The organism is Candidatus Venteria ishoeyi (assembly GCF_030378065.1).
GTDB lineage: Bacteria > Pseudomonadota > Gammaproteobacteria > Beggiatoales > Beggiatoaceae > Venteria > Venteria ishoeyi.
This window is the reverse complement of the sequence record NZ_JAUCGJ010000020.1, coordinates 37,812-53,513: the sequence shown is the minus strand read 5'-3', so window position 1 is coordinate 53,513 and position 15,702 is coordinate 37,812. Positions and strand designations below refer to the sequence as shown.

The following is a 15,702-nucleotide window of genomic DNA, read 5'->3' as shown; positions in this document are numbered from 1 at the left end:
AAGCTGATGCTTGCAGGGGTGATACTTTATTTCAGTTTCCTGGACAAATTTACCCCCCATTGTTCCAGTGTTTGATAAAACTTCAGGGGGAGCAGGCGCAGCAGCCAGGCGGCAGCCAGTGTGCTCAGGGTGCGCCCCGGTTCCTGCCACAGCAATGCTTTGTAACAGGCCAGACTCTGCGACATTAGGCGTGTGGCGGTTTTGGCATTGCGCATCCGCACTGCGCGCCGCGCCAGATAACGCAATTGATAAGCGCGTGCGGGGGCTTCCCAGTCTTGTAAAAATGTTGGGGCGTAATCACGCATTTTATCTACCATGCGCTGCCATTGCTGATATTGTTTGTCCAGGTTGGCGGACAGACCGCCTGCATTCACGCGATAACGAATTAAAACCTGATTAATACCGGCAAATTGCCATTTTGTTAATAAGGCCATGCGCATCCAGCATTCAATATCTTCCGATTGGCGAAAACTTTCATCAAAATAAGCCATTTCATCATTACCGGGCTGGTATTGAAACGCAATAGCAGCAAATACGGCTTGGCGTATCATTGGCACCGAACCATTGCCGACAGGGTTACGGCAAAAGACTTCCTGCGGCGTAATATCCTGTAATTTGGGAGACATATACAACCCCAGACTGCGATCCTGTTCGTCAATAAATGCTGAAATGGCATAACTGATACCGACTTCGGGATTGTTGTCCAGATGTGCCACCTGCTTTGCCAGCTTTTCCGGCAGCCAGAGATCATCCGCATCCAGCAGGGCGATATATTCGCCTTGAGCCTGACGAATTCCGGTATTACGCGCCCCCGCCAGTCCCCGATTTTGTTGTTCTATAATACGGATGCGCGGATCATCAAACTGTTTGCAAATCGCCAAACTGTTATCCGTTGCGCCGTCAATCACCAACAATAATTCAAAATCAGTGAACGTTTGTTGTAACACGGATTGAATCGCCGAGGCCACATAGGATTCGACATTATAAATGGGCATGACCACAGAAACTTTAGGCATGAGTATTGATCTCCTGTTGCAGATAGTGTCGCCAACGTTTGACATAATTATCCCAGGCCGTTTGTGCCTGTATCCGGCCTTCGCTCCCCCAACTGCTTAAAGGCTGTTGTGGCAGCTTGAGCAGGGCTTGGTAAAGTGCTTCCGCATCATCAGCATTTACTACCAGACCGCAACCCTGCGCCTGTTCGGGCAGGCCATCCACATTACTAACCAGCACCGGTTTAGCGGCGGCTTTGGCTTCCAGGCAAACCAGGCCGAAGGGTTCAAAGCGGGAGGGTATTAGCACCACGTCACAACATGCCAGGAATTTTGGTACATCGCTGATAATCCCGCAATAAGTGACCTGTTCCAGCTTGTCGGCTTTGGCTTTTAGCTGGGTTTCCTGTTCTCCTGCCCCGGCTAATAATAAATGAAATTGCGAGGGCGGCAGGCGGGGCATGACTTCCAGCAGCAAATCAAAGCCTTTTTGCCAGTGAAAACGCCCATAAGCTGCCAATATCAACGGTTCTTGCGGGTTTTTTAGCGGGACTTGCAAAAACTCATGCAAATGCCGGGATTGGGGAATGGTATGTAGTTTATTAGGACTAAATAAAACTTGCTGTATCAGCCACCTGGCTTGTCCCTGAGAAATTGCAATCACCCGATGTACCAGATAATAATGTGCACGTAACATGGTACGAAAACGCCATACACAAGGCACAGTGCGTTCAAATGCCTGGGTATAATGATGTTCCTGGATAATAATCCTGGCGCGGGGGTTGCGCAGGCGTAAGACCACCAGGCCGGGTAAATTACGCCAGTTGCAAGCATAGTGCAGCATAATCAGTTGGGCTTGATAATGCTGCCGCCACCAGGATTGGGGATTGATACAAACAAATTCAAATTTAAAATCTTCAGCCAGGCTTGATTGCACCAGACTGTCCACCACTGATTTAATCCCGCCCATATCAGTGTCATTCAGTAAATGCAGCACCCGGGCTTTGGTGACGGGTCTGGATACGGGTAGATAGGAACGCAACCACCACTTCAGGCGTCTTAACGGCGTTTTGCGAGTACGGCGATCTGCCAGCAAAGAGCGTGCAATCCCTGGTCGTCCGGCGCGTACATTTAATTGCGCCAAATGCACCAGATGCCCTGCAATATAACGCGCTACCGAGTTTCTAAGTGCTCTGGGAACCACTCCGGCATTTAATTGTTGTTGTAAATCCCGGCTGTAAGGCAGTTCCTGTTGCGGAATCTGCTTAAGGCTGACGCGGTTGCTGGCACTTAATTGGTAATGCACGCAAGGCGTGGGATCAATAGCAATGGGATAACGCAGACCTATCCACGCCCACAGGGCTTGATCCTCGCCTTGCTGCTGCTGTTCCGGAAAGCCTCCAGATTGCTTTAATATCTGGCGTGGAATACAGACGCCAGAGGCCATTAAGGGTAAGTCTCCACGCCCGGCTACAGCAAAATAATCATGAATAAGGGTGGGTTTATCACCCAGTCCATAAATCCGTGCCGGGGTGAGTTGCGCGCCCTGTTGAAAAACATAAGCCGTTGCCCAGGCACCTGCCTGCGGGTAGGCTTGAATCAGGTTTTTGATACGCGCTAAAAAATCTTTTTCCCATCTATCATCAGCATCAATAAATGCGACATAAGCATAAGCAGCAGCTTGAATACCCCGATTTCTAGCAGCAGATACACCTGCGTTTGGCTGTTGAATCAGGCGCAGGCGCGGGTCTTGAATCGTCACCAGTTGTTCAATGCTGTTATCGGTAGAGCCGTCATCAATCACCAGTAATTCAAAATCAGGCTCTGTTTGTTCCAGCACGCTGCACACGCTGTCCCGAACCTCGGCGGCTTTATTGTATAAGGGCATGATAATAGAAAACATAACATGATTCCTGTTAAGGTAACTCGCAAGAAATACCCCCCGTAGCGCACAGGATTTTTATCCGTTTTCAAGGCGTGAAAACCGGCGCATAGTGGGCTATGTAACGGTTTTTACAACGCAGAAAACGGGTAAAAAGACCAGCGAAATGGGGGTATTATTCGCTGCGAGTTATCTAATGCAAATAATGACGCACCACCCAGACTGTATAAGCGGGTAATGCAATCAGGTGAATTAATAAAATACCCAGTGCCACGCCATTAATACCCCAGGGCAGGCTGATAAAAACAATTGCCAGAAACAGCAAAGAAAAAAAGCTGCTCCAATAAAAATCAATATGCGGTTTATTCAGCACCCGCATGACTTCTGCCGCACCTTCACCAAAGGGTCTGGGAATTGCCGATAAACACAGCAATAATAATACCGGCACGGCGACCTGCCATTTTTCCCCAAACACAATTGGCACATACCAGGGCGCTAATAAGCTCTGTAGCAGAATTAGAGGCACCATCACCCAGGCAATTATTTTTAAGGCATGAAGAAATTTTTTCCGTAATAAACCACGATCTTCAGCGCCTTCACACAAATGGGGAAACAGCGCGGTATTAAACGCACTGCTTAAAGATAAACTGATACCTAAACCAGCATTACGGGCAAAAGAATAAATACCCAGCGCTTCAATGCCGAGAAAACGCCCGATAATTAAATTATCCAGATTCAGGCGCAGGGTTTTCAGCAGTTCCACGCCTAATACATGTTTACCAAAATGTAAAATCTCACGCCAATGGGCAAAACCGCTGTGGGGATCAAAACGCCAGTATTGATTCATGCGGGTGCCGATAACCCAGATCGGCGCAACCAGCAGTTTCGGCAGCACCACTGCCCAAGCTCCCAGGCCTAGCACCGCCAGTAAGGCGGTTAATAAATTATCCACCGTCACCTGCACCCCGGCAACCAGAGCCGTGACTTTCAGACGGTTCTGACGCTGGATTAAAAATGCCTGCACCAGCGCCGAGGGCATAAATAAATAAACCACTGCCAGCAACATCACCATGGGGATTAAATCAGCTTGCTGATAAAACCAGGACAGGGGAAAAGCCAGCAGGCATTGCAATACAAACAAACTGCCGCAAACCATCCAGTTCAAACGATAAGCCGTATTACACACCGCTTCCAGTTCTGCTTCGGGAGCCTGGATGATTTTAGCCCCAATGCCATTTTGGTTAAATACCTTAACCAGTTCATTCACCGTGATAGCCAATGCTGCAATCCCGAATTCTTCCAGCGACAGAAAACGCGCCAGAATAATTGCGGTCAGCAGTCGTGACACACGCGCCATTAATTCGGACACGCCGATCCAACTGCTGTTGCGAATAAAACGATTGGCAAAAAAATGATGGAATATAGCCATACTGCCCTCAGTATAAAATCTAATGAACAGAAACGATACGGTCAAGCAAGTATGCTACCATCCCTCATAACAGTTTTCTGTTTCTATTGATTTATTATAAAAAGGCGTTGAATCATGTTTTATAAAAAACTCATTATTTTTTGCAGCCCGCTGTTGTTATTGTCTACATTTTCAGCGCAAGCAGATATTCAACTCAAATTTGGCGTATATACATCCGATCAACCCCTGACGATGGTTAAAAAGTTTCGCCCCTTATTAAGTGCGCTGGAAACCGGCTTAAGTCAGAAACTTTCCCAAATGGTCAAAATCAAAATGGTGGTTGCCAAAGATTATGATACCGGCATCAATGACCTGGTTTCCGGTAAAGTTGATTTTTCCCGTTTTGGCCCCGCTTCCTATATTAAAGCCAAACAGCTTGAACCTGGTATTAAGCTGCTGGCAATGGAAAGCAAAAAAGGGAAAAAGGTTTTTAAGGGGGTGATTTGCGTTGCCAGACACAGCGATATTCAAACACTGGCGCAATTAAAAGGCAAGCGTTTCGCTTTTGGTAATAAAAACTCAACCATAGGCCGTTATCTTGCGCAGAATCACCTGCTTGCCGCTGGTGTTCACGCAGCAGATTTCACTGATTATGCTTATCTGGGGCGACATGACAAGGTAGGTGCAGCGGTTGCCGCCGGGCAGTTTGATGGTGGTGCGTTAAAGGCGGGGACTTATAAGACCTTATTAAAAAAAGGTAAGGCATTGCGTATTATTGGTGAGTTTGAGAATGTCACCAAACCCTGGTTGGCAAGCAAACAACTTTCGCTGACAATGGTAGCGGCACTTACTGAAGTATTGTTGGAAATGAAGGATGTGCAGGCGCTGAAAGCTTTAAAAAAAGATGGCTTTTTAGTTGCCAGTGATGCGGATTATGCGCCTATTCGCCAGGCGATAGAGCAAAATCATGAATTTTTTCAGTAATAAAGCCCGGATTTTTTCATCCTGGCCCTTATGGCGTCAGGTGAGTTTATTATTTGTAGTTGTCACCTTAATTGTGATATTTATTGCCAGTTTTCTGGTACGTTATTTTGTTACTGATTATTTGATTGAAGACATTGAAAAACAAACTGAAAAAATATCCTTCTTATTAACTGCCGCGTCATTAAACGCCATCATTACCCAGGATATCCCCCTGCTGGAAACAGCCATGGAACAATCCAGCCAAAGTGACCCCGCTATTCTGCGCATTAAATACCGTAATCAGCAAGGCTTGCTTATCGCGCAATGGCAACCCCCGCATGATGCCGAAGATATTTCCAAACGGGAGTTTACCCGCCCAATCATTGTTGAAAAAGAACATTTTGGTTATTTATACATGGCCTGGGATATGCGTCCCATTGAACAAAAAGTACGTTTTATGGTGGGACGGGTACAGTTGTTTTCTGTACTGTTGGCAGTGGCATTAAGTACCATGATTATTTTGCTGATGCGCTGGCTGGTGGTGAGTCCAATCAATAAAATCAATCGCCGTGTCTTAAAAATTGCCAATAATGACTATACCCATCCATTATATCTGCCCAAACGCAGTGCAACTGAATTGGTGGCTCTGGCAGATTCAGTCAATCAATTTGCCCAGGTTTTACGTATACAGGCGCAGCGTCAACAGGAACTGCGTCTCGCCAAGGAGCAGGCCGAAACTGCAAATCGGGCCAAATCGCGTTTTCTGGCAACCATGAGTCATGAAATCCGCACGCCGATTAGTGCTTTACTGGGTACGCTGGAATTATTGACACAGACAACTTTGGATAATGAGCAACAGCATTTTTTACAGATTGCGGAGGATTCCAGCCGAAATTTATTAAGTATACTTAATGATATTCTTGATTTTTCCAAACTGGAATCTAGCAAGTTTGTACTAGAACAGATTGATTTCGACTTACCGGTATTAATTAATGCCGTATTAAATGTCCTGACAGCGGATGCCCGCAGCAAAAAAATTAATTTAATCGGTTCTATTGATACGGATGTGCCACTACGCATCAATAGTGATCCTAAACGCTTGCGGCAAATCCTGTTAAACCTGATGGGGAATGCGGTAAAGTTCACCCATCAGGGCGCGGTGACATTACATATCGGCAGCAGCCATCTGCCACCACAAACACCAGCATTAAGTATCCAGGTACAAGATACCGGCATTGGTATAGAGCCTGAAGCACAGGTACATATTTTTGAAAAATTTACCCAGGCTGATCCTTCCAATACCCGTAAATATGGTGGTACCGGTCTGGGTCTGGCAATTGTGCGCAGCCTGGTTAAAAAAATGGGCGGTGATATTAAGCTGCAAAGCACACCGGGAGAAGGCAGTACTTTTTCCTTTACCTTAGCCTACCAGCCAGCAGCACCGTTAGAGGAACCAAAACCCCAGGTCAATAATACCCGTATAACAACGCCACACTATCTGCATCAAGGTAATGCACAATTATTATTAGTCGAAGACAGCACCGCCAACCGTACTGTAATCGGTGCTATTTTAAGAAAACATGGCTATCAGGTGGACGAAGCGATTAATGGTCTGGAGGGGTTTAAAAAAGTTCAAAGTAATGCTTATGATTTGATTATTATGGATGTTGCCATGCCGGAAATGGATGGTTTTGAGGCCACGCAAAAAATTAAAACCTTGCCTGCTGACAAGGCATCAATTCCAATTATTGCCCTCACGGCCAATGCACTGCAAAGTGAACGGCAAGTTTGTCTGGATAAGGGCATGAGTGATTATTTAAGCAAACCGGTCAGCCGGAATGATTTACTGCTGATGTTACAACGCTGGCTGCCTCAGCAGGCGGAACCGGTGTTAATAAAATCATCTCCAACACCCGTTCAAACCAATAAAAAAACAACGTCTACCCCTTTTGCCCCTATTGATTTGGATGCCCTGGAAAAAATCGGGGATGATATAGGAAAGGACATGGTGGCCCAGATGGTTATGGTTTTTATCCAGGAATGTGAAGATCATGCGCAGGCATTATCTGCATTTTTTCAGAAAAATGAACTTGAGCCGATGAGAATCGAAGCCCATGCCATGAAAAGTGGCAGTAAATTATTTGGGGCGCTTTATTTGCATGAGAAATCAGCAGCACTGGAATATGCCTGTCAACAGGATGAAAAGGTTGAAACCTGTTTATCCCTGGTGTTGGCTGAAATTGAACCGACTGTTCAAGCCATGCGTCAAATACTGGATGATTTGTGAGAAATATTATGCAGCCATTACCTGGCCCTTTGGGCACTTCAAGAACATGGCGGCAGCGCCTGCGTTTGCCGTTATGGCGCTTGTGGTTTTATTTGCGTCCCTTATTCAGCAACCGCTGGCTGGATTTACTGCTTAGCCTTATGCTGTTAATTGTGCTGTCACCCTTATTGCTGTTCCTGTTTATCAGCGCTTATTGGCGCACTGGCAAACTATTTGAATTTCAGCTTTGCATGGGGCGTTTTCAACACCCCTTTAAGCGTTTATATTTTGCCGGTCATTTACCGGGCAAAAATCTGGCACGTTTATTTAATATTCTACGGGGTGATATGGCATTAGTGGGGCCGCGTCCACTCAGCATTGAAGAAGCCGCCAGCTTAACTTTTGAGGAACAATTTCGTTTCAGCGTGCGCCCCGGCTTGTTTTCAGTATATGGCTTGCGCACTAAAACAGGTATCGCTTATGAGCAGGAATCCACCCTGGATAAGGAACAAATTTATAGCGAAACCCTGCAAGGCAATCTGGGTTTAATGCTGCGTCATGGTTTAAGTTTTTTTCTGCGCAGTCACACGCCATTGCCCATGCCGCCCATATTAAACTTTTTTGGTATCCATATAATCAATACCGATATGGAAGAAGCCATTGCCTGGTTTGGAAAAGACCCCGAACAGCAACGTTTACTGGCTTTTGTTAATCCTGATTGCCTGAATATCAGCCACCAGGATGAAGCATACCGCCAGATTTTACAGCAGGCGGATCGGGTTTTGCCTGACGGTATCGGTATTCACATTGGTTGCCGAATGCTGGGCGTGTCATTACGTGCTAATGTCAATGGCACGGATTTATTCCCGCGCTTATGTCAGGCCAGTATCCCACGTCAGCAGTCATTATTTTTATTGGGTGGAAAACCGGGCGTTGCCGAAAAAGTGGCGCAAAATATGCGAAAGCAATTGCCAGATTTAAGGATTGCCGGTTATCAAGATGGTTATTTTAAGGCAGAAGCAAGCGGGCAAATTATTCAACAGATTAATGATTCGGGCGCAGATATTTTATTAGTGGCATTTGGTGTGCCCAAACAGGAAAAATGGTTACACCAGCATCGTCATCAACTACAAGCGAAAGTCTTGATGGGGGTTGGCGGTCTATTTGATTTTTATGCCGGTTGCATTCCTCGCGCACCACAATGGCTGCGGGAAATTGGCATGGAATGGAGTTGGCGCTTGTTACAGGAGCCGGGGCGCATGTGGCGACGTTATTTAATCGGTAACCCCTTATTTTTATATCGTGTCTGGCATCAAAAATGGGAACAACAACATGAGCCTCCAACAGACTCACAGTCATAAAATTCGAGAACAACTCATTCAGCGTTACAGCCAGGTTTATCAACTCGGCATACGTCAGCGCCTGCATTTTCATTTGCGGCGTTTATTATGGTTTGCCGTGGTGCAGGGCTTGTTCGTCTTTAAACGTTTATTCGATATAGCAGCGGCGGCAGTCGCATTATTATTATTATCACCTGTGTTATTGGCAACCATGACAGCGATTCGGCTGGAATCACCCGGCCCGGTATTTTTTCGCCAGACCCGGGTGGGGCGCTGGGGAAAATTATTCACCATGTGGAAATTTCGCTCCATGTATATAGACGCAGAAGCGCGTAAAGCCAAACTAATGGCAGATAATGAAATGCAGGGCGGGGTTTTATTTAAAATGAAATCCGATCCGCGTATTACCCGCACGGGACGTTTTATCCGCAAAGCCTCCATTGATGAATTACCCCAATTATGGAATGTCTTGTGCGGTGATATGTCACTGGTGGGGCCGCGACCGCCATTACCCGGCGAAGTGGATCAATATTCCCTGGCAGATCGCCGCCGTCTGGAGGTGATACCCGGTATTACCTGTATCTGGCAGGTATCGGGACGTTCTGATATTCCGTTTGAACAACAAGTCGAGCTGGATGTTGCTTATATTGAATCTCAATCATTCACTCAGGACATTAAAATCCTGTTAAAAACCATTCCTGCGGTATTACTGGGGCGAGGTGCGTATTAATGCAAGCTATTCTGATTGCCGATGGTTTGGGAGAAAGCTTAAAGCCACTGACTGAGCAGCAGCCTTTGGCCTTATTGCCCGTTGTGTCTAAGCCTTTGATTATTCATGCGCTGGAAGTGATAGCCAGAGCGGGCTTAAAAGACGTGCTGGTGGTTATCGGCAGCGAGCCGGAAGCCTTTAAACAGCAGTTGGGTGATGGTCAGCGCTGGGGCTTGAATCTGACTTATGCCTTAAGCCAGGGTGAAGAAAAGCTGGATACTTTAATACCGCGTTTGGCTCTGCTGGATACGGAAGCTTATGTGGTATTACGTGGTGATGTTTTGCAAAGCCCCGTATTAAAACAATTTTTACAGCAGGTTTCAGAAACGCTTTTATATGGCAGTATTGACGGGCAGGTGGCTTTTTGTTTTTGTCCACAACAAAGCATCAGCGCAGATGCGCTGGCCTGTTTGGGTAAAACTACACCACATGATGCCGCCTGTTATACGCTTAATGATGCCAGTTACAATACTATCAGTAATTTTCGCCACTACCATCAAGCCAATCTTGATGCAGCCAGCGGGCGTTTTATCGGGATTGATTTAGCAGGGCGGAAACTGGCTCTGGGTTTGACGGCAGGCCGCCGTACTCAGCTTGCCGTAAAAAGCCTGAAACAAGGTCAGGCATTTATTGGCGCAGAGTGCAAGCTTCACCCCAGCGTAGAACTGCTGGAAGATGTGGTGGTGAGTGATCATGTGATTGTGGAGCGTCAGGCAATTTTGCGCCACAGCGTGATTTTACCCAATACCTATATTGGCGAACTGGTTGAAGTCAATCAGGCGATAGTGCAGGGGAATCAATTAATTCGCGTTGATAGCGGCACTGTCACCCATATCACGGACAGTTTTTTACTGGCTGATCTGGATAATGCGGTGCTTAACACCCGTTTGGCAGATTGGCTGCATCGTATTTTGGGTGCATTATTACTAGTCTTGTCATTGCCCTTATGGCTGGCAGCATCTCTGCTTGCTGCATTAAAACAAGACCCGCGCCAGCCACGCTGTTATCAGGGTAATCGGCTGGCGGTTAATGAGTTGGGCATACAACAACGCCAACACTTTTTAACCTGGGAATGGAATCTGAATGCGCCGGTTTTGCGCCATTTGCCTAAATTATGGGCAGTTGTGCGCGGTGATTTACGCCTGGTTGGAGTATCGCCGCTAAGCCCGGAACAAGTCGGGCAACAAAACGAAGCCTGGGAAAAGGTGCGCGATCAAGCGCCGGTAGGATTGCTTGGCCCCACCCAACTGGACTTACCTCAAAATGCACCCTGGGAAGAAAAATTATTAAGTGATGCATTTTATACCAAACGGCGCAGTACCCGCAAAGATTTGGCATACTTATGGCAGGGATTCAAATGCTTATTCCATAGCAGCAGTTGGCGATGAAAATTTTAATAGCAGAAGACTCGGACAGTACTCGCTTATTTCTTAAAGTCTTATTAAAACAATATGGCTATGAGGTTATCAGCGCCCGTGACGGGCTACAGGCGTGGCAATTATTACAACAACACCCTGACCTGGCATTAGTCTTAACCGATTGGCTGATGCCCAATATGGATGGTTTGGCACTATGTAAAAAAATTCGGGCAGAAAATACACCCCACTATATTTATATTGTTGTTTTAACCCAGAAAGATCAAAAATCGGCATTAATTGAAGGCATGGAAGCCGGTGCTGATGATTTTTTATTAAAACCCGTGGATAAAAACGAATTGCGAGTGCGTTTGCAAGCGGGACAACGCGTGATCGATTTAGAACGCCGCCTGGCGGAGCGTAACCAAAATTTACTTGATGCCCAGTCTCAGATTCATCGCAGCTTAAAAGCTGCCGCACAAACCCAGCGCAGATTATTACCCGCCCCCAAGCAAATTCAAGACTATCAATTTGACTGGCGTTTTTATCCCTCGGAATTTGTCGCCGGGGATATGCTGAATTTTTTTTCCTTAACGCCGCGTCATATCGCTTTTTATCAACTGGATGTTTCCGGTCATGGCGTGCGCTCTGCCTTATTGTCTTTTGCCTTATATCATCGCATCATCAATCATCAGGAAAGCCCCGGGCTGTTGCTGGAATATCGGGAAGAGCAATGGCAGCCGCGTCCACCTGCCGATGTGGTCGATGATTTAAATCAGTTATTTCAATCCAAAGATAATAATGAAGATTTATACTTTACCCTGCTGTACGGGGTGATTGATACCCAGCAAAATGCGATTGCCTTTACCCAGGCGGGTCATCCCAAGCCGCTGCATGTGACTAGACAAGGCGAGGTTCAAAGCTGCGGTCAACACGGCTTTCCCGTGGGTATGCTGCCAGAATTTCATTACAATACACAGCATTTATCCCTGTTACCCGGAGAGCGCCTGATTATTTATTCAGATGGTGTCACGGAATGCTTAAATGAGGCGGGGGAAGAATTTGGCACGCTGCATTTAAGCGATTACTTAAAAAGCAGCCGTAAGCTGGATTTATCCCGTTTATTAGATGGTTTGGGAGCGCAGTTACGCAGTTGGCGGGGCAGCAATAATTTTGATGATGATGTAACCTTATTAGTGCTGGAAAACAGCGCTTTAATTAAAACCTAAGAAGTTGTTGGTAAACCATCATGAGAGTAAGGCGCAGTATACCCATCTTTATTACCCAACAGCCCAACCAGGTTGGCTCAGCTTATGCAGAAAATTGATTTAAGTATTCATGCTACAGCGGAAAATATTATTCCCCTGGCCACTTGTGTCGCTGGCTTGGCGACACTAACACCATTACCGCCGCAAGCTGTACAGGCAGTACATTTAGCCACGGTGGAAAGCCTCAATAATATTATTGTCCACGCTTATGTGGATAATGAACAAACAGAGCACACAATCCAGGTGCAGGTTGTGTTACAACAACATCGGCTTGAAATTCATTTTTATGATCAAGGCTGCTGTGTAGCTGATGAGATATGGCAAGCTCCAGCCATGAATATCACGCTTGAAAACTTAGATGAAGGCGGGCGGGGTATCACTATCATTCAACAATGTATTGATGAGATTGCTTATCAGCGGAAAGGAAAATACAACCATTTATGTTTTTATAAATATTATCCAGAGGACAACACAGGAACTGAATGATGAAATTTCACTATGAACAACATGGCAATATTGATCTGGTCGCCTTATCAGGGCAACTGGTCATGGCGAATGCCAGCGAAATACGCGAAGCCTTAAAACCCATCATTGAAGCGGGTCAAGGCAAATTAATCTTAAATCTGGCAGACGTTAATTTTATGGATTCCAGTGGCTTATCGGTATTGATTTCCGCCCTCAAAGCGATACGGGAAAAACAAGGTGAAGTGGTTTTAACTCAAATTACCGGCTCGGTACAGGCTTTAATTGAATTAACTCAGTTACATCAGGTATTCAAGCTGTTTGCTGATGATCCGGCGGCGCTTGCTTATTTTCAAAATCTACCTTAATCAGGATGAACAACATCTGTTATAAACAGAAAAAAAGCAAAAAACCGATAGCTGTCCTGGTTTTTCTTTTATGTCTGACAGGCTGCACACATTCCCCAACTATTCTGCCAGCAACCGACAGCCAGACAAAATCACTGGATTATTGTCCGCCACTGGCGCAGACCGCACCGCCTGCACCGCAGCAACTGCCCCGTTTCACCCTGTCCAGCGGCGACCGGATACGGGTAGATGTGCATGAAGGCACTGATTTCAGTGGTATTTTTGAAATTGATATGGATGGGCAATTACATATTCCCCATCTTCAGCCCCTGGCTACCCAGGGGTTGACGCTGAGCCAGTTACAACAAAAGCTGAGCCAGGCCCTGCTTGACGCGCAACTACTGCGCCCGGATTTGATTCAAATCAGCATCACGCCATTAAACTGGGCCGGGGTGCAGGTACAGGTCAGTGGCGCGGTGTTTCATCCTGGGCCGGTTACCATTAATGCCAAAGACCCGGAATTTCAAGCCCAGCGACCACTACAAAAAACGGGGCAACACGCCACCGGGCGTTTTCTAACCCAGGCCCTGGCTAATGCCGGTGGTGTACGTCCCGATGCGGATATACAACGTATTCGCCTGACCCGTGGCAATCAATCCTGGTGCATTAATCTGCAATATTTATATACCCATCAAACCAGCACTGACATTCCGCTGATTGCTGGAGATCATTTGGAAGTACCCAGCCAGCAATGCCTGCAAAATGAGTTATTAAAGACTTCAGCAATCACCCCGCCCGGCTTTCGGGTATTTATTTCCAATCTCAGTATACCCGCTGACGCCAATGCCAAAGCCGCGATAGGCAGCGACAGCAGCAGCCTGCCCTATGGCAGCCGCTTATTACAGGGGGTATTAGCCGGTAACTGCGTGGGTGGCACGCAAAGTACCAATGCCCGCCGCCAGATACTGCATTTAACCCATCACTTAAAAACCCGGCAGCCGCAGGTGCAGGAATACGCTTTGGGCCAATTATTGCAACAAGCTGATAACTTACAACACAATCCGTACTTAATGCCTAATGACGGGATTGCCTGTTATGACTCTGGAGTGACAAATATTCGTGATATTGCCCGCAGCTTCAGCGATATACTCACCCCGCTGACCTTATTGCGTCTGTTGCAAACCGGCTCTGGCAACTGATTCATAGCTCTTTTGAACTTCAAGTACAATGGAAACCCTTGAATATGCCAGACAGCATCGTCCCTTATGGCAGCGTTTATTATTATGGCGGGTTAACCGCCCACAACGCTGGCTGCGCTATCTCCTGCTGTTATTACTCTGCCTGGGTCTGATTTGGGCTGCCAGTCTGAGTTATATCCTGTTAACCCCGCGCAGCTACACCAGTGCCTGGACTTTAATTCTGCCCGGTACGGGAGCGGGGGCCAACGTCAACCTGAGTGGCGTGGGGCAAATCGCCAGCAGCAGCAGTTCAGCTTATGGCAGTCATGATCTCAGCCCTAAGGTGAACTATCAGCATATCGCGCTCAGCCCCCGTGTCCTGGGAAGCACTGCTGAATCACTCAAACTGACAATGGCTGAATTAGGCAAGCCTAAAATCAAACTCATTCCCCAAACCAGCCTGCTGCTGTTTAAGATCAGCGCGTCCACACCTGAATTTGCACAACAAAAAGCTCAAGCCTTTCACAGCGCATTTCAACAACAACTCGAACAACTGCGCAAGGAAGAACTGCACCTGCGCGACCATGCTGTAAAACAAATGTTGGCACAATTTAATCAACGCCTCAATCTCAGCCGTCAGGCTTTAGCCGATTTCCAAAGCCGTCATTACCTGATTTCAGAACAACAAAGTAGCGACTTAGCGCGTACATTACTCGACCTGCAAAAACAACAAGCAGATATTCAAATTCGTCAGGCTGCCGCAGAAGCGCGACTACACACCCTGATGAAACAACTGCATCTTAACCCCAGCCAGGTTGCCGATGCTTTATTACTGCGTAATGATCCCTTGTATACCCGTTACCAACAGCAATACGCCAAGGCTCAGGTTGAATACCGTCAGGCACAGGCAAAATGGGGGGCGCAGCACCCGCAATTAAAAAGTGCTCAAAAAGTTGCCCAGGCAAGTTGGCAGGGTTTATTACAACAAGCACGGCAACTGATTGGCAAGGTGAATAAAAAACAACTCACTGCTCTGGCATTACAGGAAAACAGCGTGCGCGCCCAGCTTTATCAACAAATGATAGAAACCGATGTTGACAGCAAAGCCCTGGCAGCGCAAAATCAGTATTTAACTCAGCAAATTAAAGATTTCCGCCAGCAACTCAGCGATACCGCCAGGCAGACCGCCGAACTCACGCGCCTCAAACGCGCCCACCAAATTGACAGCGCCGCATTCAGCTCGGCTTTAGCGAGAATTGATGCCGGAAAATCCGACACCCACGCCAGCTATCCCCTGATACAAATCCTTGACCCGCCTAATCTACCGGATCGCCCCAGCGCGCCCAAGAAAAAATTTGCCCTGCTCGGTGCCATTGTCGGTAGCTTATTTGTATTGATCGGCATGTTCTTATTATGGGTAAGAACGCCCGTTATTCACTTTCTTATTGATCAATAATAAAATCTGAGAGATA

Annotated in this window: 13 protein-coding genes; 10 read left to right on the top strand and 3 right to left on the bottom strand. The window is 46.8% G+C overall.

Features of this window, described 5'->3' with window-relative positions; genetic code table 11:
* Positions 1-26 precede the first annotated feature (26 nt).
* The 3 genes from QUF61_RS08675 to QUF61_RS08665 form a co-directional block, all read right to left on the bottom strand.
* The gene (locus QUF61_RS08675; RefSeq protein ID WP_103920829.1) at positions 27-1,016 is read right to left on the bottom strand and encodes a glycosyltransferase family 2 protein; all 990 of its coding nucleotides are present in this window, start codon (positions 1,014-1,016) and stop codon (positions 27-29) included.
* Positions 1,009-2,895, bottom strand: a complete 1,887-nt coding sequence (locus tag QUF61_RS08670) for a glycosyltransferase (protein WP_289681344.1) — start codon at positions 2,893-2,895, stop codon at positions 1,009-1,011. Before QUF61_RS08670 ends, QUF61_RS08675 begins: the two co-directional genes overlap by 8 nt.
* Positions 2,896-3,067: 172 nt before the next feature.
* Positions 3,068-4,303, bottom strand: a complete 1,236-nt coding sequence (locus QUF61_RS08665; RefSeq protein WP_289681343.1) for a lipopolysaccharide biosynthesis protein — start codon at positions 4,301-4,303, stop codon at positions 3,068-3,070.
* Positions 4,304-4,417: 114 nt separating this feature from the next.
* Here QUF61_RS08665 and QUF61_RS08660 point away from each other — a divergent pair, with 114 nt between their 5' ends.
* The 10 genes from QUF61_RS08660 (at position 4,418) to QUF61_RS08615 (ending at position 15,686) form a co-directional block, all read left to right on the top strand.
* Positions 4,418-5,266 (top strand): PhnD/SsuA/transferrin family substrate-binding protein, encoded by an 849-nt coding sequence (locus QUF61_RS08660; RefSeq protein ID WP_289681342.1) that lies wholly within the window; start codon positions 4,418-4,420, stop codon positions 5,264-5,266.
* A complete protein-coding gene (locus QUF61_RS08655) occupies positions 5,250-7,532 on the top strand; it encodes an ATP-binding protein (protein ID WP_103920825.1) in 2,283 nt (760 codons plus the stop codon). Before QUF61_RS08660 ends, QUF61_RS08655 begins: the two co-directional genes overlap by 17 nt.
* A complete protein-coding gene (locus QUF61_RS08650) occupies positions 7,529-8,872 on the top strand; it encodes a WecB/TagA/CpsF family glycosyltransferase (protein WP_286019419.1) in 1,344 nt (447 codons plus the stop codon). The genes QUF61_RS08655 and QUF61_RS08650 overlap by 4 nt, the downstream gene beginning before the upstream one ends.
* Positions 8,844-9,581 (top strand): sugar transferase, encoded by a 738-nt coding sequence (locus QUF61_RS08645; protein ID WP_103920823.1) that lies wholly within the window; start codon positions 8,844-8,846, stop codon positions 9,579-9,581. Before QUF61_RS08650 ends, QUF61_RS08645 begins: the two co-directional genes overlap by 29 nt.
* Positions 9,581-11,008, top strand: a complete 1,428-nt coding sequence (locus QUF61_RS08640) for a sugar phosphate nucleotidyltransferase (RefSeq protein WP_289681341.1) — start codon at positions 9,581-9,583, stop codon at positions 11,006-11,008. Before QUF61_RS08645 ends, QUF61_RS08640 begins: the two co-directional genes overlap by 1 nt.
* Positions 11,005-12,204: a PP2C family protein-serine/threonine phosphatase gene (locus QUF61_RS08635; RefSeq protein ID WP_289681340.1), complete on the top strand. Its 1,200-nt coding sequence runs from the start codon at positions 11,005-11,007 to the stop codon at positions 12,202-12,204. Before QUF61_RS08640 ends, QUF61_RS08635 begins: the two co-directional genes overlap by 4 nt.
* An 84-nt stretch (positions 12,205-12,288) precedes the next feature.
* On the top strand, positions 12,289-12,729 hold the full coding sequence (locus QUF61_RS08630; RefSeq protein WP_103920820.1) for an ATP-binding protein: 441 nt from the start codon (positions 12,289-12,291) through the stop codon (positions 12,727-12,729).
* A complete protein-coding gene (locus QUF61_RS08625; protein WP_286019418.1) occupies positions 12,726-13,073 on the top strand; it encodes an STAS domain-containing protein in 348 nt (115 codons plus the stop codon). The genes QUF61_RS08630 and QUF61_RS08625 overlap by 4 nt, the downstream gene beginning before the upstream one ends.
* 5 nt (positions 13,074-13,078) lie before the next feature.
* Positions 13,079-14,251, top strand: coding sequence for a polysaccharide biosynthesis/export family protein (locus tag QUF61_RS08620; protein WP_289681339.1), 1,173 nt, complete (start codon positions 13,079-13,081; stop codon positions 14,249-14,251).
* A gap of 28 nt (positions 14,252-14,279) precedes the next feature.
* Complete coding sequence (locus tag QUF61_RS08615; protein WP_103920817.1) at positions 14,280-15,686, top strand: GumC family protein; 1,407 nt, start codon at positions 14,280-14,282, stop codon at positions 15,684-15,686.
* The last annotated feature ends 16 nt before the right edge of the window (positions 15,687-15,702 follow it).